The 24,577-nt window shown below is 38.9% G+C and carries 18 protein-coding genes and 2 pseudogenes; all 20 read left to right on the top strand.

The window, feature by feature from the left end:
• The first annotated feature begins 74 nt into the window (after nt 1-74).
• Entirely contained in the window at nt 75-1,394 is a 1,320-nt protein-coding gene (locus OCV39_RS00880; protein ID WP_261888753.1) for a capsule assembly Wzi family protein, read from the top strand.
• Between the two features lie 92 nt (nt 1,395-1,486).
• Nucleotides 1,487-4,096 carry an SLBB domain-containing protein gene (locus OCV39_RS00885; RefSeq protein WP_261888754.1) on the top strand — a complete coding sequence of 870 codons (2,610 nt, stop codon included), beginning with the start codon at nt 1,487-1,489 and terminating at the stop codon, nt 4,094-4,096.
• Nucleotides 4,097-4,177: 81 nt separating this feature from the next.
• The gene (locus OCV39_RS00890; RefSeq protein ID WP_261888755.1) at nt 4,178-5,170 is read left to right on the top strand and encodes a Wzz/FepE/Etk N-terminal domain-containing protein; all 993 of its coding nucleotides are present in this window, start codon (nt 4,178-4,180) and stop codon (nt 5,168-5,170) included.
• A gap of 185 nt (nt 5,171-5,355) precedes the next feature.
• Nucleotides 5,356-6,480, top strand: a complete 1,125-nt coding sequence (wecB, locus tag OCV39_RS00895; protein WP_261888756.1) for a non-hydrolyzing UDP-N-acetylglucosamine 2-epimerase — start codon at nt 5,356-5,358, stop codon at nt 6,478-6,480.
• A gap of 16 nt (nt 6,481-6,496) precedes the next feature.
• Complete coding sequence (wecC, locus tag OCV39_RS00900) at nt 6,497-7,744, top strand: UDP-N-acetyl-D-mannosamine dehydrogenase (protein WP_261888757.1); 1,248 nt, start codon at nt 6,497-6,499, stop codon at nt 7,742-7,744.
• A 25-nt stretch (nt 7,745-7,769) separates the two neighbouring features.
• Nucleotides 7,770-9,026 carry an oligosaccharide flippase family protein gene (locus OCV39_RS00905; protein ID WP_261888758.1) on the top strand — a complete coding sequence of 419 codons (1,257 nt, stop codon included), beginning with the start codon at nt 7,770-7,772 and terminating at the stop codon, nt 9,024-9,026.
• A 16-nt stretch (nt 9,027-9,042) separates the two neighbouring features.
• On the top strand, nt 9,043-9,852 hold the full coding sequence (locus OCV39_RS00910; protein ID WP_261888759.1) for a polysaccharide pyruvyl transferase family protein: 810 nt from the start codon (nt 9,043-9,045) through the stop codon (nt 9,850-9,852).
• 1 nt (nt 9,853) lies between these two features.
• Nucleotides 9,854-11,077: a hypothetical protein gene (locus OCV39_RS00915; RefSeq protein ID WP_261888760.1), complete on the top strand. Its 1,224-nt coding sequence runs from the start codon at nt 9,854-9,856 to the stop codon at nt 11,075-11,077.
• Complete coding sequence (locus OCV39_RS00920; RefSeq protein WP_261888761.1) at nt 11,074-12,129, top strand: acyltransferase family protein; 1,056 nt, start codon at nt 11,074-11,076, stop codon at nt 12,127-12,129. Before OCV39_RS00915 ends, OCV39_RS00920 begins: the two co-directional genes overlap by 4 nt.
• Nucleotides 12,130-12,414: 285 nt before the next feature.
• Nucleotides 12,415-13,099: pseudogene (locus OCV39_RS00925) on the top strand (ISAs1 family transposase); the annotation flags it as partial.
• A gap of 173 nt (nt 13,100-13,272) precedes the next feature.
• Nucleotides 13,273-13,509: pseudogene (locus OCV39_RS00930) on the top strand (transposase family protein); the annotation flags it as partial.
• 196 nt (nt 13,510-13,705) lie between these two features.
• Entirely contained in the window at nt 13,706-14,830 is a 1,125-nt protein-coding gene (locus tag OCV39_RS00935; protein WP_261888762.1) for an ISAs1 family transposase, read from the top strand.
• Between the two features lie 113 nt (nt 14,831-14,943).
• Nucleotides 14,944-15,954 carry a glycosyltransferase gene (locus OCV39_RS00940; RefSeq protein WP_261888763.1) on the top strand — a complete coding sequence of 337 codons (1,011 nt, stop codon included), beginning with the start codon at nt 14,944-14,946 and terminating at the stop codon, nt 15,952-15,954.
• Nucleotides 15,944-17,044, top strand: coding sequence for a glycosyltransferase family protein (locus OCV39_RS00945; RefSeq protein WP_261888764.1), 1,101 nt, complete (start codon nt 15,944-15,946; stop codon nt 17,042-17,044). Before OCV39_RS00940 ends, OCV39_RS00945 begins: the two co-directional genes overlap by 11 nt.
• 14 nt (nt 17,045-17,058) lie before the next feature.
• Nucleotides 17,059-18,192 carry an N-acetyl sugar amidotransferase gene (locus OCV39_RS00950; RefSeq protein WP_261888765.1) on the top strand — a complete coding sequence of 378 codons (1,134 nt, stop codon included), beginning with the start codon at nt 17,059-17,061 and terminating at the stop codon, nt 18,190-18,192.
• Nucleotides 18,189-18,797 (top strand): imidazole glycerol phosphate synthase subunit HisH, encoded by a 609-nt coding sequence (gene hisH / locus OCV39_RS00955; protein ID WP_261888766.1) that lies wholly within the window; start codon nt 18,189-18,191, stop codon nt 18,795-18,797. Before OCV39_RS00950 ends, hisH begins: the two co-directional genes overlap by 4 nt.
• Nucleotides 18,790-19,554: an AglZ/HisF2 family acetamidino modification protein gene (locus OCV39_RS00960; RefSeq protein WP_261888767.1), complete on the top strand. Its 765-nt coding sequence runs from the start codon at nt 18,790-18,792 to the stop codon at nt 19,552-19,554. Before hisH ends, OCV39_RS00960 begins: the two co-directional genes overlap by 8 nt.
• 7 nt (nt 19,555-19,561) lie before the next feature.
• A complete protein-coding gene (locus OCV39_RS00965; protein ID WP_261888768.1) occupies nt 19,562-21,682 on the top strand; it encodes a bi-domain-containing oxidoreductase in 2,121 nt (706 codons plus the stop codon).
• A 45-nt stretch (nt 21,683-21,727) separates the two neighbouring features.
• Nucleotides 21,728-23,356, top strand: coding sequence for a heparinase II/III family protein (locus OCV39_RS00970; RefSeq protein WP_315973052.1), 1,629 nt, complete (start codon nt 21,728-21,730; stop codon nt 23,354-23,356).
• A gap of 2 nt (nt 23,357-23,358) precedes the next feature.
• On the top strand, nt 23,359-24,576 hold the full coding sequence (locus tag OCV39_RS00975) for a glycosyltransferase family 4 protein (RefSeq protein ID WP_261888770.1): 1,218 nt from the start codon (nt 23,359-23,361) through the stop codon (nt 24,574-24,576).
• The last annotated feature ends 1 nt before the right edge of the window (nt 24,577 follow it).

Consider the following 24,577-nt stretch of genomic DNA (forward strand, 5'->3'; position numbering starts at 1 on the left):
TTACGTGCTTGCCTAGCTGGGAATGAAAACTCCTTATATATCAACGTAATGGTCAGTTCTACAAGGATAAGTACATGCAAAAATATGGGTGGCTAAGGCCAAGTAACATGGCGCTCACTATTGCTATGTTGACCTCTTCCTCTGTATTTTCTTCCCCTTGGCTTGAGTCTCAAGATCCATTCTTACGCTCCTCTCTTCTTTTATTGTCTGATTCCGGAAAAATCTCGTCTCCGGTCAACCACTATCCTGCCCGATGGTCACTGTTTGGTGATGATCTCGCAAACTTAGTTCCACAAAATACCCAACACGGTAGCTCTAGTATCGTGGTCGCAAACCAACAGTTAAAGCATGCACTTCAATCGGCAAAGCTTAATCGTGGGAACCGCCGGGCGAAATTGGTTTACGGTAACGAAGCCAAGGCTCTGGGTAACTTATGGGGTAGTTCATCGGGTAGCTACGGCCAATTTAGCCGAGATGAGTGGGGCGCTTACGCGAGTTATGAACATCTAGATAATGATTTTGCCTTTCGTTTGTCATCCGGTTACAGCGATTACAATGGTGAGACAGAGGTGGTATGGGACGACTCATACCTCTCTTTGAACTCCGGGCCTTGGCTGTTCTCTTTCGGCATCTTAGAGCGTTGGTGGGGTCAGGGTTGGCAGCATAACTTGATTCTAGGCTCTTACGCGAAATCCACACCAGATATCAGTGCGAACTATATCGCTGAGAACAGCCTTTTGGGTGTATGGAGCATAGAAACGGTATTAGGTAAGTTAGATGAAGCTGAATTCGACTACCACAGTGCAAACCGTTTGGTCGCCAAACCATTCTCTATTTTTGAATATGGGTTAACCTACCAGCACTGGTTCGATAAATTAGGCGATCAAGGAGAGAGTCAATTAGCTCTGGATGCCAAGCTTACTCTACCTCATGTATCCTCTCTTTATCACAGTCTCTACACTGAATTGGCTTCAACGTCTGAGTTATCCTCCGTTGGCGCTTGGTTGATAGGGTGGAGTGGAAGTGTTGAGGTAGCTGAGCATACCGCTCGTCTTGTTTTTGAGTCACAACAAGCGACATCTAAGCAAGATAGCGACCAGTGGCGATACGATTCTAGAGTCATTGATTATCCATCATCGAACAAACAGCAGTATCAGAATACTTATCAATTGGACGATAGCGTTTCTGCAGCGATCTATCTTCAGTTGAACAACGATCACAACATGAGTGTGAGCTACAAAAAATCAACCATTGAAACGGACACAATAAAAGTCACACAAGCCACCTATAGGCTCCCTGCTTTATCTGGCATGGTTCATTTTGGTGTGGATTATACTCAAATGAAACAAGACAACGAAACGAATATTTGGACTGGCTATGAGTTTAGGTTTTAGCTTCAATCTACCTAGAACCTAGAACCTAGAACCTAGAACCTAGAACCATTAGCCTCTAACTAAAGCATTAATTGAAACAGGCAACAGCATACATGTTCAGTAAAAAAACAGTCTTCGCTCTGATAGCCAGTGCCATAAGCTCCGGTGCATTAGCATTTAACCCAACGTCAGCACAGTTGCAACAATTTCAAAGCTTACCTAAAGCGCAGCAAGAACAACTTGCTCGTCAATATGGTGTTGATATCAGCGTTATCAGTGGCAAAGGTTCAAGTTCGGCTAACGAAAAGAAAGCCGCTGCGCCTCAAATAGAACGCACTACAGCGCAACTGAAATCACGCCCAGCTTCAAGCACGAATAAATCGGATCAACTTAAGCCCTTTGGTTATGATGTCTTACTCGGTGAGCCATTGGAATTTGCCAATGTTGATAACCTGCCAGTTCCTCTTGATTATGTCATGGCTGCAGGCGACGAAATCAAAGTACAGGTTTATGGTAAGACGAGCCAAGATTTAAGCTTAACTATCGATCGTGAAGGCTTTATTCATTTCCCTGATTTTGGCCCGTTAGCGGTGTCAGGACAAACGTTTGAGCAGCTTCGTACCCAAGTGATCGATGTGATTAAACAAAAAATCATGGGTGTGGATGTTGTTGTCTCTATGGGTTCGATGCGCGCAATGCAAGTCTTCATCGTTGGGGAAACCACTCAACCGGGGGCTTACAACGTCAATGGCTTAACCTCTATGACTCAAGCACTGCTCGCGAGCGGTGGAATAAAAGAGACGGGTAGCCTGCGCAACATTCAATTGAAGCGTAAAGGTAAGGTGGTCGCTACATTAGATATGTATGACTTGCTTCTTAAGGGGGATACCTCAAGTGATGTGCGTCTATTAGCAGGAGATACGCTTTTCGTTCCAGCTAAAGCATCGAATGTGACCCTTGACGGTGAAGTGGTTCGTCCCGCACTCTACGAATTAAAGAATAACACTACCATTGGTCAGTTATTGAGTATTGCTGGAGGCGCGAAGCCACAAGCTTATCTTTCTCAAGTTAGTGTTCGACGTTTTACCTCTAACGGTATTCAGCAAATCACTTTAGATCTCGCTAAGTCAGCGGATCGTCGATTTGTGGTAAAAGATGGAGATGACATTCATATTGCACAGTCATCCAACTCATTGAAAAACGCGGTAGCGGTTCGTGGTGAGCTCGTGAGACAAGGGGCATTCAACTTTACTAAAGGGATGCGAATCAGTGATGTCATTGGCTCAATTGAAACCGATCTAAAACAGAGTGCCGATCTAAAATACGCGCTGCTCGTGCGTGAGAAAAATGACAACCGTGACATCGACGTTTATCAATTTAATCTACTTAACGCGATCACTAAGCCTCACTCAAAAGATAATCTTTTGCTGGCGGAACGCGATCAACTGTTTATTTTGGATAACGGCATTGAGTTGGATTATTGGTTTGGCGCTTATGCCAATAAGAAAGCCAGCGCTAAAGCTGAATCTGTGGTTAAAGAGTATGTTGATGCTGAAACTGGCGCGGTAATCCTTGCGGAAGATACTGACAAGTTAGAGGTATCTAATGATAAACAGATTCTCTCTCAAGGTGGCGAGATTCGTAAAACCAGCCGTGAAGAGTTATTGAGTCCAATAATTGAACGCTTGAAAGCTCAATCTACCTTTGAGCATCCTGCCAGACTGATTGAAATCTCCGGTGCTGTGAAGTTCCCAGGCACCTACCCTTTACCAAAAGGAGAAAGCATCAGTAAGGTAATTGCTGCCGCTGGGGGATTAAAAGAGCAAGCTTATCTTAATAGCTCAACCCTGACTCGCCGTAATACGCAAAATGATAAATTCTCAGTATCTCATATCAACTTCTCTTTAAGTGATGAGCTTGACGGTAATTCAACGGTAACTGTGCAGCCGCAAGATCATATCGTAGTGAAAACGCAACCGAATTGGCAACGAGATATGATCATTGAGTTGCAAGGAGAAGTAGTCTTCCCCGGTACTTATACTTTCCAACGCGGTGAAACCTTGCAAGATATTATTCAACGTGCAGGCGGCTTTACTGAGTTTGCCTACCCTCAAGGGGCGATTTTTAGCCGTGAGCGTTTGAAGCGCCAAGAGCAGGAGCGTTTAGACCTGCTTAACTTGCAACTTAAGCAAGAGATCGGCGGCTTAGCGCTGCGCCGTCAAAATTCATCAGCGACTTATACCACAAGCCCAACTGATGCGCTCTCCATTGCTGATGAGTTAGCAAAAGCAAAAGCAGTAGGTCGATTAGTGATCAACTTGCAAGAAGCGATGGCAGGATACAGATCGGCTAATGTGATGCTTGAAAAAGGTGATAAGCTGTATATTCCAGCCCTTAACCCAACCATTAGTGTAATGGGTGAAGTGCAATATGCTTCTAACCATACTTTCAAACCGGGGATGACGGTTGAAGACTATTTAGCAACCGCTGGTGGCACCAAAAAACAAGCGGATACTGACCGTATCTATATTGTCAGAGCGGATGGCTCGGTTGACCTGCCAAACAACTCATTCTGGTTTAGCCGTAAAGAGAAGCCATTGGCTCCGGGTGATACCATCATTGTTCCAATTGATACCGATTACCTAGATGGTTTAAGCACCCTAACGTCTGCTACTCAAATCTTGTACCAAATTGGTGTCGCGTGGAGTGCGGTTAAAGACTAACTCTCGTTATTTGTATAATGCAGCGCCTACTTGTGGTGCTGCATTTCAATATTTCATATTACTCAAAAATATAGTCTCTTTATGAATAAGCCTACGTTACAAGAATCAAATCAACCTTACCCATATTCAGCGCAATACCCTATCCAAGATAGCAGTGATGAGATTGATCTACGTGAACTGTTTGTCGCGCTTTGGCGTGGTAAGTGGCTCATTATCGCGACAACGTTTGTTTTTGCGGTAGGCGGCGTTCTATATGCGCTTTCTCAACCAAACACCTACAAAGCAGAAGTGGTACTAGCTTCTTCAAGTGATGGAGGCAAGGGCGGAATGGCAGCAATGGCCGCTCAATTTGGTGGCTTAGCCTCTCTGGCTGGCATCAATTTAGGCGGAGGCAGCACCGACAATAAAGGCATGTCTCTTGCGGTGCTGAATTCCCGCCAATTTTTAAATACCTTCATTACCAAGCATAACTTACTTGTGCCACTAATGGCTGCGACAGAGTGGAACGAAGCTGACAATTCGTTAGTGATTGATCCTGAACTATATGATGTAAAAACAGAGCAATGGGTACGAGAAGTAAAGTCTGGAAAACCTCAAGCCCCAAGCGATTGGGTCGCATATAAAGCATTTAAACAAGTATTAAGCACTTCAGAAGCAAAAGATACCGGTTTAGTCACTCTATCTATAACTTATTTTTCCCCTGTAATTGCTCAGCAGTGGGCTGAACTGTTAGTGCAAGATTTAAATGCATGGATGAAAGAGAAGTCACTTAATGAAACCAAGCGTAATATCGGTTACTTAGAGCAGCAGTTAGAAAAAACCAATGTATCCGATATGCGAACGGTATTTTTTCAGCTTATAGAAGAGCAGACTAAAAACCTCATGTTGGCAGAAGTCGAAACCGAATTTGTATTTAAAACCATAGATCCCGCGGTGATTCCTGGAGACAAAGCGGGGCCAAAGCGTGCATTAATTTGTGTGTTAGCGACACTGTTAGGTAGCATTTTAGGTGTTACAGGTGTGCTGGTTAGGTTTGCTTTTAGAAAAGAAGATGAACTGGAAGTTATAAGTTAAATAGAAAATAAGGCCTATTGGAGCGGTTTTTAAAAAGTCAGAAAAATCTAGGTTTTACAAAAGATGGTCGAAACAGACTGTCATCAAAATGAATAAAAAGTGTCTCAGTGCGTTTTTATTACTGAGGTAAAAAGTTACAAAAAACACCTCTTTTAATATCACCAATCGGTTGGAAACTTCATAAAATGACTAAGAAAAAAATTCTTACGGTTTTTGGCACGCGTCCAGAAGCCATCAAAATGGCACCTCTTGTTCATGCTCTAGCGGTCGATGATCGCTTTGAAGCTAAGTGCTGCGTTACCGCTCAACACCGTGAAATGCTTGATCAAGTATTAGAGTTGTTTGAAATTACACCTGATTATGATTTGAATTTAATGAAAGCAGGGCAAACACTCAACGAAGTCACTGCTCGTATTTTGTCAGATCTTAAACCTGTACTGCAAGAATTTAAACCAGATGTGGTCTTAGTTCATGGTGATACGGCGACGACATTTGCTGCTAGCTTAGCTGCTTACTATGAGCAAATCACTGTTGGTCATGTAGAAGCGGGTCTTCGCACCGGGAATATTTACTCGCCGTGGCCAGAAGAAGGCAATCGCCGATTAACGGGTGCGTTAACCAAGTACCACTTCGCGCCAACGCAAACGTCAAAAGAAAATCTTTTTAAAGAAAACTTTAATCCAGAAGATATTAGCGTTACCGGTAATACCGTAATTGATGCATTGCTGATGGTAAAAGATAAAATTGATTCTGATAAAGATTTGAACGCAACACTTGCTGCTCAGTTCCCATTTTTAGATGAAACTAAAAAGCTTATTTTGGTTACTGGGCATCGCCGCGAAAGCTTTGGTGGTGGTTTTGAGCGTATTTGTGAATCGCTTGCTATCACTGCTAAAACGCATCCAGATGCTCAAATTTTATATCCGATGCATCTCAATCCAAATGTGCGTGAACCAGTCAATCGAATTCTTGCTGACATTGGTAACATTCATCTTATTGAGCCTCAGCAATACTTACCCTTTATCTACTTAATGAGCCGTGCGCACATCATTTTGACTGATTCGGGTGGTGTTCAAGAAGAAGCCCCGTCATTAGGTAAACCAGTACTGGTGATGCGAGATACAACCGAGCGACCAGAAGCCGTTGAAGCGGGCACGGTTAAGTTAGTTGGTACCGATGTTGGCATGATTGTTGAGAATTTAAATCAGCTACTAACGGATGAAAGCGCTTATCAAGCCATGAGCTTTGCACATAACCCTTATGGTGATGGTCAAGCTTGCAAACGAATCTTGAACAAATTAGCAAAATAAACTTTAGGAAATCAGAATGTCTTTTGAAACAATTTCAGTTGTAGGCTTAGGTTACATCGGGTTACCGACAGCTGCGATGTTTGCATCACGCAAGAAAAAAGTAATTGGTGTAGATGTTAACCAAAATGCAGTAGATACAATTAATCGTGGTGAAATTCATATCGTAGAACCGGATCTGGACATGATTGTGCATACAGCTGTAACTGAAGGTTACCTAAAAGCTGTAACTACTCCAGAGCCCGCTGATGCTTTCTTGATTGCAGTACCTACGCCGTTCAAAGAGTGTGATGAAGGTGAAATTCCAGAACCTGACTTGGGGTTTATAGAGGCTGCAAGTAAAGCGATAGCTCCTGTACTTAAAAAGGGTGATTTAGTTATCCTTGAATCGACTTCGCCGGTTGGTGCAACGGAACAAATGGCTGGTTGGCTTGCGGAGGCTCGTAATGATTTAACTTTCCCTCAAAATTCAGGTGAAGGTGCAGATGTCAATATTGCACATTGTCCCGAACGTGTATTACCTGGTCATGTAGTTCGTGAACTAGTTGAAAATGACCGAGTTATTGGCGGATTAACAAAGAAATGCTCTGAACGTAGCGTTGAACTTTATAAAACGTTTGTTAAAGGTGATTGCGTAATAACAAATGCCCGTACAGCTGAAATGGCTAAGTTAACAGAGAATTCATGTCGTGATGTGCAAATCGCCTTTGCAAATGAGCTTTCTGTTATTTGTGACAAACTGGATATTAATGTTTGGGAGCTTATCTCTTTAGCGAACCGTCACCCACGTATTAATATTTTACAACCAGGCCCTGGAGTTGGCGGTCACTGTATTGCTGTTGATCCATGGTTTATTGTTTCTAAGACGCCTGAAGAGGCCGCATTAATTCATACTGCACGGAAAGTAAATGATGCTAAACCTGACTGGGTAGTAAATAAGGTGAAAATAGCCATTTCAGATTTTTTGCAAGCAAACCCTAACAAGACCATCAAAGATGTTAGCATTGCTTGTTATGGCTTGGCTTTTAAACCAGATATAGATGATTTACGTGAAAGCCCAGCAGTAAATGTCACCAAAAGGTTGGCTGATTTACATTTTGGTAGTATTTTGGCTGTTGAACCAAATATTCGAGAGTTACCTTTTGTTAGATCAAATGTTGAATTGGTAGAGATGGGGTATGCATCAGAAAATTCTGATATATCAGTACTGTTAGTCAAGCATAAAGAATTTGAGTCAATCTTAAATGTAACTGTTCGTGCTACTTAGTGAGTGATATTAATTTGGCTGTTGTATGAATCATTTTAAACGTTTTTTTCTCTATGGTGTAGGTACATTAGGGGCGCGATTAATCAATTTTATAATTTTCCCGTTATTTACTTTTTATTTAACGCCTGAAGAATTAGGGGCGTATGATTTAACTCTTACTTTATCATTTGTGTTTGTTTCAATCGTATCGCTACAAGTAGGTGATGCTGCATATCGCTTTATTCTTAAAAAAGAAAATTATGATCCTATAATAATTATCAGTAATGTTTATGCATTCCTGATGATTTCTGCTTTTATTTGTAGTGTATTGGTCGTTTTGATTTTATTTTTAATAGAAATGAATAATATATTCCTGATTGTATTGGTTTTACTCACATGTCTAATGCTAAATGTACTTCGGCAAATTATACGTGGGCTAGGGGATGTTAAACTTTTTGCTATATCAGGAATTGTATATTCATTTTCATTTCTAGCGTTCAACTTTATTTTTCTTTATTGTTCTAATTTAAAACTAGAGGGAGTGTTATTGTCCTTTACTCTAGCGAATGTTTCGTCAATATTAATTATACTTTTGGGGAATCGTAGAACAACAACGATTGAACTAAAGGGGATTGATATTAAAGTTATAAAGAAACTCATAAGTTTTTCATTGCCTCTAGTACCAAACCATATTAGTTGGTGGCTAATTAATGCAGCTAATCGGTTTGTATTGCTTTTTTATGTGGGTGTTGAAATGGTTGGTTTATATGCAGTGGCAGCAAAGTTTGCAGCTGTAATGCTTGTATTTAATGGGCTTTTTGCTTTGGTATGGCAAGATAAGGTGCTTATAGATGATTATGAGAGTAAGAGTGAATATAGTAGTAATTTACGTAACTATGTATATTTTCAATTAGGTATCGTTTGTGTTTTTTTATTTTGCTCTCAATTTGTTTATGCTTATTTTATAGGTGAGCAATTTTCTTTGTCTCAGAAATATATTCCTTTTTTACTTATAGCTGCTTTTTTTTCATCTTTATCCTCATTTTATGGTGCGATACTGTTAAAGTTAGAGGACACAAAGGCTATTTTTAAAAGCTCTCTTTTTGCAGGCGGGGGGAGTATTGTAGCTGTGATTATATTGGTTCAGAATCTTGGCGTGCTTGGTGCCGCAATCGCAGAAGTTTTGGGGTTCTTTATAATGGCGTTGTTAAGGCATTGGCGATTACGACATGAGATTGATATATCATTATTTCAACTTGGCCTGGTGATCAGCTCTATCTTGTTAATGTTTTTTTTTATTTAAATACAGAGTACTACGTATGAATACATTTAATGATTGTCGGTTACTATTGACAGGAAGACCTCGAATTAAAAATAATAGGGTTAATGTTTATTATTGGTCACCAAAGTGGTTTAAAGAAAATATAGGTGATTACCTTAATGTGTTAATAAGCAATGAATTGTTAAGGAAAAGAGGTATTTCTCCTAATAAACCCATAAAGGAAACAAAGATGCTTTATGGTATAGGTTCTATTTTACATACTGTCGATAATAACTCAACAGTATGGGGGAGTGGAGTGAATGGTATGTGTGATACAGAATCTATTCGAGATAAGACGCTAGATATTAGATTGGTCAGAGGCAAGTTAACAAGAAACTATTTATTAGAACGGGGGCATGTTTGCCCTGAAAATTTTGGGGATCCTGGACTTCTAGTATCACAACTGTTCCCTGAGTTTTCAACTGTAACTAAGAAGCATGATGCTGTAGTTATTCCTAATTTATTTGATTATGATTTGTTGAAAAGTGATTGTAACCTGCCTATTGTTTTGCCCACAGTCTATAGGTGGAAAAAATTTTTCGAAGAACTAAATCAAGCAAAATTTGTGATAGCTAGTTCTCTACACGGTATAATTATGGCTGAGTCATACGGTATTCCTGCAGTTTATCTCAAGCTCAATAAATCTGAAGAAATAGATTTTAAATTCAGAGATTATTATTCAGGGACTGGAAGAGAGAAAATGAGAGTAGCGCATAACATAGAAGAAGCACTTGATATGGGAGGTAGTGAAATACCTGAGATTCCTTCTGGCATTGAGAGTAGTTTTCCTTACGAATTATGGCGCTAGTATGCAAGACTACTATTACCCAAGAAAGTTATTTTTAGGACTAAGCATTATATTTTTTATAATGCTTTACCCCTTAAGAATGTTTACACTTGATAGCCATCCCCGAAGTTTTGTATTCGCAAATTTTGGCTATAGTGTAGATTGGGATCGTATTGCGATGTCTGAATTTGTTTTATTGTTTGCAAGCTTATTGGTTCTAGCTCTTTTAGTTCCTAAGCGGTTGACATTAAATGTCAAGAGTCCGCATGTTAAATTAATAGAGAGAATTTTCTATTTTGAAGTGATTATTAGCTTTGTTGTATTTTATCTCTTGGGTTCTAAAATGGGGATGAATCTCGGTATAGTTGAAAAACTTTTACTTTTTTTTGTTTATAGTTTGTTGCCTTTTGATTTGATGTTTTTTAGTTTACTTCTCGTAGTGAAGAATAAAAAAAAAGTAATTTTTATTTGTATCATCTACGGTGTTCTTGCTCTTTTAAGAGGTTCAAAAGCGTCATTGTTTTTTTTACTAATGGCATTGTTTTCGATTTCAGTTTTGCGGGGCGGAAAGATTTTTAACCTCAAATATATATTGTTTTCTAGTTTTTCTGTCATTCTTTTTCCTACATTTGCTGTGCTTGGGTATTTCTTCAGAGGCGATTTCTCATTTAATGAAATGGTGAATTCATTAGGCTTTAATTCTAGGGTATTGGAAGTTGCAGGGGTGGCTTTTTCTCGAAGAATTAGTGGTATTGATGTATTAATGTTAAATGAAATTGAAAATAACACAGTTTTTTCTACGGTAGAGCTAGGGCTGTATTATCTGAAAGGGGTATTTACTGCTTTTTTTGTCGATGTGTTTAGAGCTGATGGGCTATCTGCGGGAATTGGTAGAATGTTTGCAATTGAATTTTTAGCACAGCCTAAAGATGTGGCAAATGCGTATGGAGTGACACTACTCGGAGTTATACATTACTCAGATAATAAAGTTTTAACTGCCATTTTATATTTTATTTCAACTTCCGGATTGCTATTGGCTTTCAATTATTATAAGAAAAAGTGGCTTGTTGCTCTTGTCTTGCTTTATTTTATATACCAATTCCCAATATTTATGATGTCAGGTAGCCCTATTATGCTTTCAACTCCTATTAGATATTTAACAGTTTTTGCTGTTGTAATGTATGGATATAACAAATATTTGAGAATGTCACGTAAGCATGAAATTCTGGAGCAGAAAACTTCATGAAAAGAATTGATTTGTTAGACTATTTAAGGTTTTTTGCTATTTTGATTGTTGTTTTATATCACTATAGTTTTAATGGTGTCGTTAATGGAAAAGTAACATCTGTAATTATTAATCCGTCTTTAACTGCATATACTCAGTATGGGTATTTGGGCGTGGAGTTGTTTTTTTTGATTAGTGGCTTTGTTATTTTTTATTCTGTAAAAAATAAAACTGCCGATAATTTTATTGTTTCGAGAGTTTTAAGAATATATCCTTCTTATTGGTGCGCTATTATTTTTACTTCATTGATTACTCTCATTGCCGGGGCCGAGGGGGGGGTGACTTTTACTCAGTTTCTATTAAATTTCACTATGACTCAGACCCTTTGGGGTTATTCTCATGTTGATGGCGTTTATTGGACTCTCCTAGTTGAAATGAAATTCTATTTTTTTATATTTTGTTTTTTATTTTTTGGATTAAAGAAGTATTTGATAAATTTTACTCTATTATGGCCTTTATTGATGGGGGGGCTTGTTTTAATCAAAATTGAAAGTGTTCCAATGATGAGTTCATACTACAGTTTTTTTTCTGCAGGTATGTTATTTTCTTTGTTAAAAGAAAGAAAAACTCTTCCAGTACTTTTCTCATTAGTAATAGCATATGTACTGTGTCTTTATACCTCTATCGGTGATTCTGAATACCTGACAATTTCAAAAGGTTATTATCACTCAAAATATATTATCGGAGGTGTGGTTTCACTTTTTTTTGTTATTTTTATCTTTTTGATTACAAATAAAGCGGAAAAAATAAAGCTTCCCTTATCGGCGATTTTAGGGTCTCTTACTTATCCTATTTACTTAATTCATGCTCACTTTGGATATACGATGATAAATGTTTTTGGAAACCAAGAAAATATATTTTCATTGTGTCTTTTAGTGTTTTGTCTTGTTTGTTTTATATCTTATATCATTCATAATATTTGTGATGTTAAATGTTTTCTATTTTTTAAGAGATTGTTTACTATTACTTTAGGGAGAGCTGTAAATACCTTGCAAAAAATTATGGTTCAATAATGGCTAGAAGTGTCAGAAATTTAATTATTTTTGAAAATTTATTGTTCTTATATAACTAATATTTTATTAGCTGCTCAAAGCACTGCCTAGGCAGGGGAAATTCATGAACATACCCATGTTTAAAGGGTTTAAGGGATGGTGGGCTCTCAATTGTTGAACGTCACTAGTTAACGTTATCACATAATAATCAATTTTCAGAAGATCGATTTGTAGATCATTTTCAGTGTATTTCTAATACCTCCATAGACAAATTGGAGGACCAACGATGAGTAACCAGCACCATTTATGCATTTTGATGTCATTCTAGATACCGACAACAAGGCAAAGTCGAGTACAAGTTAACTGATATCATTTCGTTAACAATTTGTGCTGTGCTTTCTGGTCAAGATGATTAGAAAGCGATTAGCTTATACGGTGAGGATCGATTGGATTTCTTGAAGAGACTTGGCGATTTTAGTCATGGTGTACCTTCCACATCGATAATAGCCAGAGCGATGGGAATGATTAAAGCCACTCGCCTACAAAAATGCTTTATGAATGGATGAAAGATTGCTGTGAGCTAACTAAAGGTGAAGTCATTGCCATTGATGGTAAAACCGTTAGAGGCTCATATGATGACTCTCGTGGCTTAGGCGCAATTCACATGGTGAACACTTTTGCGACTGAAAATGGTGTTAGTCTCGGACAACATAAAGTTTACGAAAAAAGCAACGAGATTACCGCCATTCCAGAGTTGCTCGAACTCCTTGATATATCAGGGTGTTTGGTCACTATTGATGCAATGGGATGTCAAAAAAAAATTGCTCAAAAAGTGTTAAACAAAAACGCTGATTACTTATTGGCGGTGAAAGGAAATCAAGGTCGTTTAGAACAAGCCTTCAATAATTATTTCGACATGAGCATGCTACAAAACCACGATAGTGATTCTTACAGCACACAAGAAAAATCACGTGGAAGACAAGAAGCGAGGCAGGGAAGATTCATGAACATGCCCATGCTTAAAGGGGTTGTGACGTGGTGAGTTCTCAATTTTTGAAGTTCACTAGTTAGCGTTATCACATAACAATCAATTGTCCGATGATCGATTTGTAGATCATTTTCAGTGTTTTCTAATACCTCCATAGACAAATTGGAGGTCCAACGATGAGTAACCAGCACCCATTTATGCATTTCGATGTCATTCCAGATTACCGACAACAGGGCAAAGTCGAACACAAGTTAACTGATATCATCCTGTTAACAATTTGTGCTGTGCTTTCCGGCCAAGATGATTGGAAAGCAATTAGTCTGTACGGTGAAGCTAAGTTGGATTTCTTGAAGCGATTTGGTGATTTTAGACATGGCGTTCCTTCTACTTCGACGATAGCCCGAGCAATGGGAACAGGGAAGATTCATGAACATGCCAGGGAAGATTCATGAACATGCCCATGCTTAAAGGGGTTGTGACGTGGTGAGTTCTCAATTTTTGAAGTTCACTAGTTAGCGTTATCACATAACAATCAATTGTCCGATGATCGATTTGTAGATCATTTTCAGTGTTTTCTAATACCTCCATAGACAAATTGGAGGTCCAACGATGAGTAACCAGCACCCATTTATGCATTTCGATGTCATTCCAGATTACCGACAACAGGGCAAAGTCGAACACAAGTTAACTGATATCATCCTGTTAACAATTTGTGCTGTGCTTTCCGGCCAAGATGATTGGAAAGCAATTAGTCTGTACGGTGAAGCTAAGTTGGATTTCTTGAAGCGATTTGGTGATTTTAGACATGGCGTTCCTTCTACTTCGACGATAGCCCGAGCAATGGGAATGATTAACGCGACTCGTCTACAAAAGTGCTTTATTGAATGGATGAAGGATTGCTGTGAGCTTACTGAAGGTGAAGTCATTGCCATTGATGGTAAGACTGTCAGGGGCTCTTATGATGACTCTCGTGGCCTTGGTGCGATTCATATGGTGAATGCTTTTGCGACTGAAAATGGCGTTAGCCTCGGACAACATAAAGTTTACGAGAAATCTAATGAGATCACTGCCATCCCAGAGTTGCTCGACCTGCTTGATATATCAGGTTGTTTGGTCACTATTGATGCAATGGGGTGTCAAAAGAAAATTGCTCAAAAAATACTAAACAAAAACGCTGATTACCTGTTGGCAGTGAAAGGAAATCAAGGTCGTTTAGAGCAAGCATTCGATAATTATTTCGATATGAGCATGTTACAAAAACACGATGGTGATTCTTATAGCACACAGGAAAAATCACGTGGCAGACAAGAAACTAGGTTGGCATTAACCAACACAGATTTAAGCGTTTTAGGTGATTTAGAGTTTGATTGGCCCGAGCTAAAAACGATGGGTATCGTTGTTTCTGTGAGGCAAGAAGAAGCCGTGGCGAAAGAGTCAGAAATCACGGTGAGATACTACATTAGCTCGAAGCATTTAAATGCTAAAGAATTGTTAAATGCAACGCGTTCACATTGGTTAGTCGAGTCGATGCATTGGTCCCTCGATACGTCATTTGGTGAAGATGCTTGCCGAAAACGAGCGGAAGAAAGTGCAGAGAACTTTGCAAGGATCAGACAGATGTGTTTAAACATGCTGAAGAGTGAAACGACTTTGAAAGCGAGCATTAAACACAAAAGAGCGATGTGTGCGATGGATTCTGAGTACCTTTTAAAGGTTCTGGCGAGCCTTTATTGACGGGGGAGTTCATGATTTTTCCGTGTTCTTTCGAGCCTTTATTGACGGGGCGTTCATGATTTTTCCGTGTGTGTATCTTCCTTATTAAAAATATTAATTAAAATTGGAATACGATGTTGAAAATTGCATATATAACTGAAAAAAAATTAGATAGTCTAGACGTGTCTGGTGGGACCCTTAAAGATAGTCGCTTGCTAACGATTTTGCGAGCGATTGGGGATGTGTCTATTTTTTACAACGATATTTCAACCCCTAAAAAATATTCTTATATTCTCAATGCATCATTAACTAATGATGCGCTGTATTCTGAGATTGACGAATCGAATTTTGATATAGTTGTTGTTAGTGCAATGATGAATAGTTCATTTTTGTTAGGCTATATGAAAATCAAGACCGCGAAAATTATTTATCTTGCTGACTCTGTGTTTCATGAAGATCAACAATTTATTTCGGTAAAGACAAGCTTATTAATAAAATATCTCAAACGAAGAGAGAAAAAGTTGTTGCAAAATGAATTTTGTGCATATTTGGGAGGGGATGAAGTTGCGTCATTACCTACTAACCTACAAGCATCGGCTTTACAGTTTCCATTTTCAATAGAGCAAAATGATTTCTTGTTTAACAAGGATGGGCACTTTATTGTTGTCGGTAAGTATGATTATAAACCAAATTTAGAAATGCTTTTGAATATAAACCGCTTAGCGCCAAGAATAAATGGTGAAATTCATGTTTATGGGCAGAGTATTCCAAAACTTCTCTTTGCTCCTAACGTTGTCGTAAAGGGTTTTGCGCCGTCTTTAGTTGATGTATATCGTGGTGCTAAAGCTTTACTTTATGCTGTTGATTATGGAATTGGTATTAAAAATAAGGTTATCGAAGCAATGTCTTTTGGTGTGCCTACGATTGGTTATAAAGAAGCTTTTACAAATATAGCGTTAACTCACAAGGAAACATGTGTTGTGATTACTTCAGAAGAAGGGCTCGTTGATGGAATAAATAATGTTGATTTTTCTTCTTTAGCTAAAAAGTTACATCAATTATGCATGCGTGAGTTTTCCCAAGAGGAAATTGTAAAAAAAGTAGAAACTGAACTTAAGCGAGTAATTAAACATAATGGAAAGTAAGAAAATTATAATTTTAGGGGGAGCTCGGGATTACCATGTTGTTGATTGGTATAAAGCGATAAAAGGAATTGCACCTGACCGAGAAATTATATTGGTAACTGATACTTATGAGAGTGAAGGGCTGAAAAATGTCGCGGATGATGAGGTCGTCACCGAAAGTTTATTTGTCATAGATCGTCTCCTCTTTGTTAAGCAATCTAAATTATCTAATATTTGGAGGAATTTATTAAAACTATCACTATTACCACTTCAATCATACAAGCTAAGAAAATTTCATAAAAAGCATGATGGCAATGTCATTTATCATGCTATGCCGATGTATTATATGATGCTGTGTTGGTTTTCTGGTTATAGTTTTATTGGTACACCTCAAGGTAGTGAAATTTTAGTTCGGCCTAATCGATCAATGTTATATAAATTTATGGCTAAGCTGATTCTAAGGTCTGCCTCGACTGTGACTGTTGATTCGGAAAGTATGAGGAAAGGGATCCAAAAGATAAGCCAAGCGGATGCAAAGGTTATTCAAAATGGAATCGATTTAGATTTAATCGATTCGTATAACAAAGTACAAAAGAACACGAAGAGAGATAAAGTTGTTTCTTTAAGAGCCATGACTTCACTTTATAATATATCTACGATTTTGAAGCAGCGCAACCAAGTCGAGAGTAGCTCGGTATTGCAGTTTATTTATCCATTTTTTGATGATGCTTATCTTAATAATGTAAAGACTCTTTTACAAGAGGGTGACCAAATGATTGGTCGTTTAGATAAGCCTGCTATGTATCAGTTACTTTCTGAATCATTTGCCATTATTTCTATACCTTCAAGTGATTCCTCACCTCGCAGTGTATATGAAGCAATATTTTTAGGTTGTGCAGTCATAACCGTATATAATCAATGGTTGGATGTGTTACCTGTTTGTATGAAAAGTAGGGTTGTAGTTATTGATCCTGAATCAGAAAACTGGTTCGATAACGCTATTAAAAATGCGCAAGAGATAACGCAAAAAAGTTACTTACCTTCGGATGAAGCAATTAATATGTTTGATGAAAATGTTAGTCTTAGGCGTGTTGTTGATGAATTATATTAAGGAAAGGTTTCTAGATGAATGATGTAACATGCTGCACTAATTGTGTGATGGATACCACTGATAGCAAAATTATTTTTGATGAAAAAGGTGTTTGTGACCACTGTAATATCTATTTTGAAGAGATCTTACCAAAGTGGAACCCTGAAGGGTTAGATGACGAAAAATTATTAAAGCTAGCTGATAAAATTAAACAAGAAGGTAGTGGGCAGGATTTTGATTGTTTAATGGGAATGAGTGGTGGGGTTGACAGTTCCTACCTTCTATATTTAGCTGTAGAAAAAATGGGCCTTCGTCCTCTAGTTTTTCACGTTGATGCTGGTTGGAATTCTCAAGAAGCTGTAAACAATATTCAACGAATGGTAGACGGCTTAGGTTTAGACCTTTATACCGAAGTTATTAACTGGGAAGAAATGAAGGATTTACAACTTTCATTTTTTAAATCCGGAGTATCACATATAGACACTCCTCAAGATCATGCCTTTTTCGCGACAATGTATAAATTTGCGTCAAAGCATGGGATTAAAAATATTCTTACTGGTGGTAACTATTCAACGGAATGTACAAGAAATCCACTTGAGTGGATGTATTACCAATCCGATGCTAGGCAACTGAAGGATATACATAATAGGTTTGGTCAGAGACAACTCAAAACATACCCGGTAACCAATATTCTATGGCATAAGATATACTTACCCTACATAAAAGGTATTAAGCTGACTAGGCCTCTAGATTATATGAGATATGATAAAGAAGAGGCCACTAAATTATTAGAAGAGAAATTTGGCTATCAGCGCTATCCTCAAAAACATTTTGAATCACGTTTTACTCGTTTTTACGAGGGCTATTGGCTTCCACAAAAATTTGGTTTTGATACTCGAAAAGTCCAATTTTCAAGCTTAATTTTGACAGGGCAAATGACGAGAGAATGTGCTTTGGAGGGGCTTAAAAGTCCAGCGATGACTGATGAGCAAATACGTCAAGAATTTGAATATATAGCTAATAAATTAGGTGTTTCAGTAAAAGAGTTACAGAGTTACTTCGACGCACCAAATAAGACTTACAAAGACTATAAATCAATGCAGGGTATTTATGATATTGGAGCCAAGGTGCTTAAAGGGTTGGGGATTGAAAAAGGTGGTAAACGTTGATAGCAATCGTTGATTATGGTTTAGGTAATATTCGAGCGTTCGGCAATATTTATAATAGACTCAATATCCCTTTTGTCTATGCGTCAACAACTGATGCCTTAAAAAGTGCTTCAGGGATTATTTTACCTGGTGTTGGGTCTTTTGATTATGCTATGCAAAAGCTTGATGAATCAGGGCTTCGAGATACTCTAGATGACCTCGTTCTGAACAAGAAAGTTCCGATTATTGGCATTTGTGTCGGAATGCAAATGATGGCGAAGAGAAGTGATGAGGGTAGTGCCGATGGTCTTGCTTGGCTCGATACTACGGTCAAAAAATTTGCGCTGAAGGAAAATTATCCCCTACCGCACATGGGGTGGAATCAATTATCTTTACTTGACAATCCGATATTTAAAGACTTAGAAGAAAACCCTGAATTCTATTTTTTACACTCTTATCATTTTGGCTCTGACTATAAGCATGTGATCGCTACTGCAGAGTATGTTAATTCAATTGGGTGTATTATAAATAAAGGTAATATTTTTGGCATCCAATGCCATCCGGAAAAAAGCCACCAAGCAGGGATTACAATCCTAAAAAACTTTGCCGAGGTAGCAAATGCTTAAATCTAGAATAATTCCTGTATTACTTATCCGAGACAAGGGGCTAGTGAAAACAACAAAATTTAGTGATGACAAATATGTTGGAGACCCACTTAATGCTGTTAGAATTTTCAACGAAAAAGAAGTGGATGAGTTAACAGTATTTGATATCGATGCAACAGTAAACGGTACAGCCCCAGATTTGAAAGTGATTGAGCATTTAGCCGCTGAATGTAGAATGCCACTTTGTTATGGTGGTGGTATCAAGACACTTGAGCAGGCACAGTCTATTTTATCTCTAGGTGTAGAAAAGGTAGCACTTAGTTCTGCTGCAATTGAAACCCCTCAATTAATTTCTGATATTGCTTCTCAAGTAGGTAATCAAAGTGTCGTGGTTGTTTTGGATGTTAAAAAGAAATTATTTGGTGGTTATAAAGCTTACACACATAATGGAACTAAGCCAGTTAAAAAGGACTTATTTGAGTTACTAAGAGAGTTTCAAGCTTTGGGGGCTGGCGAGATCATTGTCAATAACATTGATTTAGATGGCACACAAAAAGGCTATGACCATCAACTAATATGTAATTTAAAATCTGCATTAAATATTCCTTTTACGATTTGTGGTGGTGCGAGTTCTTATGATGATATTGGTAAGGTAGTGCGAGGTCACACTCCAATTGGCTTAGCGGCGGGAAGCCTTTTTGTATTTAAGGGTAAGTATCGAGCAGTGTTGATTAGCTACCCAAATAAAGCTGAAAAAGAATTAATATATAAAATGTGAGTAAGATATGAGACAAGTACTACAAAATATAAGTAATGGAGAAACTAGCCTAGTAGAAGTGCCGTGTCCAAAAATTAATAACGGCAGTCTGTTAATTAATTCGAAAAAAACCCTAGTTTCGGCTGGTACGGAACGGATGCTAATAGACTTTGGTAAAGCAAATTTTATTGATAAAGCACGTCAACAGCCTGATAAAGTAAAAATGGTGTTAGGTAAGATCAAAACAGATGGTTTGATGCCAACGGTTGACGCTGTGCGCTCTAAACTAGATCAGCCTCTTCCGCTCGGTTATTGCAATGTAGGTACAGTTCTTGATGGTAGCGGTACAAGTTTTGACGTTGGTACTCGCGTAGTTTCGAATGGTAACCACGCGGAAGTAGTTCGCGTCCCTAAAAACTTGTGTGCAAAGATCCCAGACAATGTTGATGATGAATCAGCAGTGTTTACGGTTTTAGGTGCTATTGGCCTTCAAGGCGTTCGCCTTATTAACCCGACACTTGGTGAATGTGTGGTTGTCACTGGACTTGGTCTTATCGGTCTTATTACAGTGCAATTATTACGTGCTAACGGCTGTCGCGTACTAGGTATTGATTTTGATTCATCTAAATGTGAACTAGCCCGCAAACTTGGTGCAGAGACAGTAGATTTGTCTAAAGGCGAAGATGCAATTAAAGCGGCTGAAGCATTTTCCCGTGGTCGTGGTGTTGATGGCGTTATTATTACTGCTTCAACTAAAAGTAGCGAACCATTAAGCCAAGCCGCAACAATGTGCCGTCAACGTGGTCGTATTGTCCTTGTTGGTGTTATTGGACAAGAGATTTCTCGCGCCGATTTCTTTGCTAAAGAACTTACATTCCAAGTGTCTTGTTCTTATGGACCAGGTCGTTACGATACTGAGTATGAAGACAAAGGTAATGATTATCCTATTGGCTTTGTCCGTTGGACGGAACAGCGTAACTTTGAAGCTGTTCTAGATATGATGGCTTCAGGTGCGCTAGATGTCAAACCACTAATAACTCACCGATATGCGATTGATGATGCTCTTGAAGCCTATAAATGCCTAGATGACAAAGCATCTTTAGGTATTGTTCTAGATTATCCAAACAATGACCCTGCAGTCTTGACCGCTCGTTCTGTCACTCTAAACTCAGAAATTGCTTCAGCGCCATCTTCCGCGTCTTGCGCATTCGTCGGTGCTGGGAATTATGCATCACGTGTTTTGATGCCCGCTTTTAAAAATGCAGGAGCTGGATTAAATACAGTGGTGACTAGTGCTGGTATGAGTGCTGTTCATCATGGGAAAAAGCAAGGTTTTGCTAAAGCGTCAACAGATTATTCGGATGTGTTAGTTGATAAAGCTATCGATACAGTTGTTATTGCGACGCAGCATAATTTACATGCTCAACAAACTATTGATGCTATTGCTGCAGAAAAACATGTATTTGTTGAAAAGCCTTTAGCACTGCTTGAATCCGAAGTTGACCTAATCGAAGGCGCCTTTAATGAAAGCCAAACTAAACCTAAAGTCATGGTTGGCTATAATCGACGTTTTGCACCACATGTTGTCAAAATGAAAGAGCTCTTGTCTTCTATTAAAGGTCCTAAAACGTTCATCATGACAATGAACGCTGGAGATATCCCTTGTGATCACTGGACCCAGGATCCTGCAGTAGGTGGTGGACGAATTATCGGTGAAGCATGTCATTATATTGACCTAATGCGTCATTTAGCTGGGTGTAAAATTACAGGCTTTAATGCTATGTGTATGGGTGATGCGCCTGGCGTTGCTATTCGTGAAGACAAAGCTAGTATCACACTGTCATTTGAAGATGGTTCAATCGGCACTATTCATTACTTTGCTAATGGTGGTAAAGACTTCCCGAAAGAGCGTATTGAAGTGTTCGCGAATGATGCAGTTCTACAACTCGATAATTTTAGAAAATTGGTCGGTTTTGGTTGGAAAGGATTTAGTAAAATGAAATTATCGAGCCAAGACAAAGGGCAAAATGATTGTTCTAAGGCATTTGTTGATAGTATCAAACAAGGATCGGCATCACCGATTAGCTTTGATGAAATCATTGAAGTTGCGAGGGTTTCATGTCAAGTGGCAGATCAACTTAGAAAGTAAATCACAAGTAAAGGGTAATAAGGGGCTAAGGCCCCTTTTTTGGATATGAATAAAATCTTAAAGCTTTACCACACTCTCAAGTACTTAAAGCCCATCCAATTCAGTAACCGTATCTCACGACGGTTCATGAAGGTTAAATTTACAAAACCAGAAGTAACCTTAAACAACGTATCAACAACAGGTTGGCAACCATTTTCGGTATTAAACTCATGCTATGAAGGCAATGGTCAGTTTAAGTTTTTGAATGTTGTAGATACGGTTAGCGACTGGAATGATGCAACAAAAGCTAAACTTTGGCTTTATAATTTGCATTACTTCGATGATTTAAACCAGTCTGAGTGGGAAGACAGAAGTGAAATTCATCATAGTTTGGTTAACACTTGGATAGAACAAAATCCGAAGATGATGGGGAATGGGTGGGAGCCTTATACTATTTCACTCAGGTCGGTAAATTGGATTAAATGGTTCTTGTCTGGTAATGAACCAAAAGAAGAATGGCTGGCTAGCTTATCATTGCAGCTCCAAGCCTTAGAGCAGCAATTAGAATATCACTTACTTGGCAACCACTTATTTGCAAACGCAAAAGCTTTGTTGTTTTCTGGTTGTTATTTCAAGGGAGAATTAGCTGATAAATGGTTAAAGCGTGGCTTAGGTATTTTAAATGAAGAAATCCCAGAGCAAATTCTTGCTGATGGCGGTAATTTTGAATTAACGCCTATGTATCACAATACCATTCTTGCCGATATGCTTGATTTGTATCAGTTAAGCCTTGTCTACCCATGTAAGATTCCGAAAACTACCAGTCAATACTGGCGTGAACTCATTGGAAAAATGTTGTCATGGGCTGAACACATGCAACATCCCGATGGTGACGTATCCTTTTTTAATGACGCAGCTATGGGTATTGCTCCTAAACTGGCTGATTTGCAACGATATGCAGAAGTGCTCAATGTTACGGTTCCTGCCGTTAATAAAGCCCAAGTCACGGTACTAAAAGAAAGTGGTTATGTGGTTGTTAAAGACAAAGTTAACAAGCTAATTATTGACGCCGCAAAAGTCGGGCCTGATTACATTCCCGGCCACGCTCATGCCGATACACTCTCATTTGAATTGAGTATTGATGGCCACCGAGTATTGGTAAACAGTGGCACATCGGTTTATGGTCTTGGCGAGGAAAGATTCAGGCAGCGCAGAACCGAAACTCATAATACGGTAGTGGTTGATGGTATGGATTCATCTGAAGTCTGGAGTGGATTTCGGGTAGCAAGACGAGCATATCCTAGCAAGCCAGTCATCACAGAGAGTGACTGCGACATTAGTGTTGAATGTTCTCATGATGGTTACATGCGTTTGCCTGGTAAGGTGACACATACTAGACAGTGGAAACTAACGGAAGGTGACTTATTTATTAGTGACAACCTAACGGGTACATATAATCACGCAGAAGCCCATTATCACCTCCATCCTGATGTTAGAGTTGAAGAGGGAAATAAATCTAGCCAAGTTAGACTCCACTTGCCGAACGGTGCTAAATACACGATTAGCGCTGAAGGTGCTGACATTAAGGTATTTGAGACGACATGGCATCCTGAATTTGGTTTATCTGTAGCCAATAAAAAGTTGGTATTAAATTTTAAAAAGAATGAAGTGAACTTTGTTCTAAAGCGAGCGTAGCAATGCATATTCTTTTTCTTACTGATAACTTTCCGCCAGAAGGCAATGCGCCAGCAACCAGAACTTATGAACATGCTATCCGCTGGGTGAAAGCGGGTCACAAAGTAACGGTGATTACATGCGCACCAAACTTTCCTGAAGGTAAGGTATTCGATGGGTTTAAAAACCGCTGGTATCAAACTCATGTTCTTGATGGCATAAATGTTGTTCGTGTAAAAACGTTCATCACTGCAAATGAAGGTTTTGTAAAACGTATTCTGGATTACATGTCATTCATGGCAACGGGCTTTATCGCAGGGCTGTTTCAGAAAAAACCGGATGTCATCGTAGCGACTTCACCTCAGTTCTTCTGTGCTTGCGCCGGTTGGGCGTTGTCAGCCGTTCGTAGAAAACCGTTTGTGTTTGAGCTACGCGATATATGGCCTGCGTCTATTACAGCGGTTGGTGCGATGGAAGACAGTAAAGCAATTCGCCTACTCGAAAAAATAGAGATGTTTCTTTATAGGCGAGCGGACGCAATTGTGTCAGTGACTCACGCATTCAAAAAGGAGCTCATCGAGCGTGGAGTTGATGGAAGCAAGGTTGAAGTCGTTCTTAATGGTGTCGATTTATCTAAATATGAACCACAGGACAAAGATACTGAGCTTGCAAAACAGTATGGGTTAGAAGGTAAGTTTGTCGCCGGTTACATTGGTACTCACGGCATGGCCCATGGACTCGAGCATTTAGTATCTGTAGCAGAGAGGTTGGAACATGATGATATCCGCATTGTTTTTGCTGGGGGCGGAGCAGCTAGACAAAAAGTCGTTGACCTAGTCCAGCAAAAAGGCCTTGAGAATGTAGTGCTTATTGATCGACAGCCAAAAGAGATGATGCCAAGACTTTGGTCTCTATGTGATGTTTCACTCGTGCCATTAATAAATAGCGATTTGTTTAGGACAGTTATCCCTTCAAAGATCTTCGAGTGTATGGGGATGGGTATTCCCACAATAATGAGCGTCCCAGAGGGGGAGGCTACCACTATCATCAGAGAAACTGGTTCGGGATTAGTTGTTGAAAGTGAAAATGTAGAACAGATCGCTAACTCCATATTGAAGTTGAGCCAAGATGATGAGCTTTACCAAATGATACAGTCTAAAAGTGTAGAAGCAGCACCAAAATATAGCAGAGAATTGATGGCACAAAGATTATTAGATATTTTTAAAAATTACCAAAATTAAA

Origin of the sequence: Vibrio cortegadensis (genome assembly GCF_024347395.1) — a bacterium.
GTDB classification, from domain to species: domain Bacteria; phylum Pseudomonadota; class Gammaproteobacteria; order Enterobacterales; family Vibrionaceae; genus Vibrio; species Vibrio cortegadensis.

Coding starts and splice junctions, on each gene's coding strand:
- OCV39_RS00880 (WP_261888753.1), top strand. CDS start 75: ATGCAAAAATATGGGTGGCTAAGGCCAAGTAACATGGCGCTCACTATT.
- OCV39_RS00885 (WP_261888754.1), top strand. CDS start 1,487: ATGTTCAGTAAAAAAACAGTCTTCGCTCTGATAGCCAGTGCCATAAGC.
- OCV39_RS00890 (WP_261888755.1), top strand. CDS start 4,178: ATGAATAAGCCTACGTTACAAGAATCAAATCAACCTTACCCATATTCA.
- wecB (WP_261888756.1), top strand. CDS start 5,356: ATGACTAAGAAAAAAATTCTTACGGTTTTTGGCACGCGTCCAGAAGCC.
- wecC (WP_261888757.1), top strand. CDS start 6,497: ATGTCTTTTGAAACAATTTCAGTTGTAGGCTTAGGTTACATCGGGTTA.
- OCV39_RS00905 (WP_261888758.1), top strand. CDS start 7,770: ATGAATCATTTTAAACGTTTTTTTCTCTATGGTGTAGGTACATTAGGG.
- OCV39_RS00910 (WP_261888759.1), top strand. CDS start 9,043: ATGAATACATTTAATGATTGTCGGTTACTATTGACAGGAAGACCTCGA.
- OCV39_RS00915 (WP_261888760.1), top strand. CDS start 9,854: ATGCAAGACTACTATTACCCAAGAAAGTTATTTTTAGGACTAAGCATT.
- OCV39_RS00920 (WP_261888761.1), top strand. CDS start 11,074: ATGAAAAGAATTGATTTGTTAGACTATTTAAGGTTTTTTGCTATTTTG.
- OCV39_RS00935 (WP_261888762.1), top strand. CDS start 13,706: ATGAGTAACCAGCACCCATTTATGCATTTCGATGTCATTCCAGATTAC.
- OCV39_RS00940 (WP_261888763.1), top strand. CDS start 14,944: ATGTTGAAAATTGCATATATAACTGAAAAAAAATTAGATAGTCTAGAC.
- OCV39_RS00945 (WP_261888764.1), top strand. CDS start 15,944: ATGGAAAGTAAGAAAATTATAATTTTAGGGGGAGCTCGGGATTACCAT.
- OCV39_RS00950 (WP_261888765.1), top strand. CDS start 17,059: ATGAATGATGTAACATGCTGCACTAATTGTGTGATGGATACCACTGAT.
- OCV39_RS00960 (WP_261888767.1), top strand. CDS start 18,790: ATGCTTAAATCTAGAATAATTCCTGTATTACTTATCCGAGACAAGGGG.
- OCV39_RS00965 (WP_261888768.1), top strand. CDS start 19,562: ATGAGACAAGTACTACAAAATATAAGTAATGGAGAAACTAGCCTAGTA.
- OCV39_RS00970 (WP_315973052.1), top strand. CDS start 21,728: ATGAATAAAATCTTAAAGCTTTACCACACTCTCAAGTACTTAAAGCCC.
- OCV39_RS00975 (WP_261888770.1), top strand. CDS start 23,359: ATGCATATTCTTTTTCTTACTGATAACTTTCCGCCAGAAGGCAATGCG.